Genomic DNA, 1,342 nt, shown 5'->3' with positions numbered 1-1,342 from the left:
GTGTGAATCCGGGGTCATGAAATAATACCGAAAGGGATTTTCCATGACCGACGTAATGACCACTAAGAAGCCAAAAACCAAGAAGCAGTACCCGTTTCCCGTTGAACTGATCGACCAGTTGCTGGCTCAGGTCGAGAACAAGGATGCCGAATCGATTCTCGGGGAGTCAGGCCTGGCGGGCCAGCTCAAAAAGATGCTGGCTGAGCGCATGCTGACCGCCGAATTGACCCACCATCTCGCCACCGAAGGCGACGCCAAGAACCACCGTAACGGCAAGAGCCGTAAAACCGTTCTGGCACCGGGCGGCGAGCTGGAACTGGAGATCCCACGTGACCGTCTTTCCAGCTTTGAGCCAAAGCTGGTCGCCAAGCACCAGCGCCGCATGCCGGGCTTTGATGACCACGTGATCGGCATGTATGCACGCGGCATGACCGTGCGCGAGATTCAGGCACATTTGCTGGAACTGTACGGCACCGAGGTGTCGCCTGACCTGATCTCCACGATCACCGATGAGGTCATGGAGGAAGTGGCGCAATGGCAGCAACGCCCGCTTGAAGCGATGTACCCCATCGTCTACTTTGATGCATTGCGCTTGAAGATCCGCGATGAAGGCACCGTCAAGAACAAGGCGGTGTATCTGGCGCTGGGTATTCGTGCCGATGGCCGCAAGGAGGTTCTGGGCCTGTGGATCGAGCAAACTGAAGGTGCCAAATTCTGGCTGAAGGTCTTCAACGAACTGCGCAACCGAGGGTTGGAAGACATTCTGATTGCCGTTGTCGATGGCCTGCGCGGCTTCCCTGAAGCGATTGAGGCAGTGTTCCCTCAGGCGCATATCCAGACCTGTATTGTGCACTTGATCCGCAATTCGATGACACTGGCCTCTTGGAAGGACCGTAAGGAGCTCGCAGCGGCACTTAAACCGGTCTACCAGGCCGCCAACGCCGACGCGGCTGCAGCGGCATTAGACGCCTTTGCGGAGGGCCCATGGGGCCAGCGCTTCCCGACGGTGGTGACGATGTGGCGGCGCCAGTGGGAGCAGGTGATTCCGTTCTTTGCCTATCCGCCGGAAGTACGTTCAATCATCTACACAACGAACGCCATCGAGAGCCTGCATATGCGCTTGCGGAAGATCGTTAAGAACCGAGGACACTTCCCGAGCGACGAGGCGGCGACTAAATTACTGTACCTGGCCTTGCGCAATATTGAAAAAGACTGGAAGATGCCGCAGCGAACTTGGAAGATGGCAGCAAACCAGTTTGCCATTCTGTTTGGGGAACGCTTCACCAACGCGATTAATTAACTACGAACCGCGACCCCGGCACACAAAATTCCTGACAGGTCC

At 56.7% G+C, this 1,342-nt stretch carries 1 protein-coding gene; it reads left to right on the top strand.

From position 1 onward, the window contains the following. The first annotated feature begins 55 nt into the window (after window positions 1-55). A complete protein-coding gene (locus GTP27_RS23230) occupies window positions 56-1,300 on the top strand; it encodes an IS256 family transposase (RefSeq protein ID WP_161041455.1) in 1,245 nt (414 codons plus the stop codon). Window positions 1,301-1,342 lie beyond the last annotated feature (42 nt).

It is taken from the genome of Duganella qianjiadongensis (genome assembly GCF_009857915.1).
Classification (GTDB): domain Bacteria; phylum Pseudomonadota; class Gammaproteobacteria; order Burkholderiales; family Burkholderiaceae_D; genus Rugamonas; species Rugamonas qianjiadongensis.
The sequence above is the reverse complement of the archived record's forward strand: the minus strand, read 5'-3'. Positions and strand labels throughout refer to the sequence as shown.

Coding starts and splice junctions, on each gene's coding strand:
- GTP27_RS23230 (WP_161041455.1), top strand. CDS start 56: ATGACCACTAAGAAGCCAAAAACCAAGAAGCAGTACCCGTTTCCCGTT.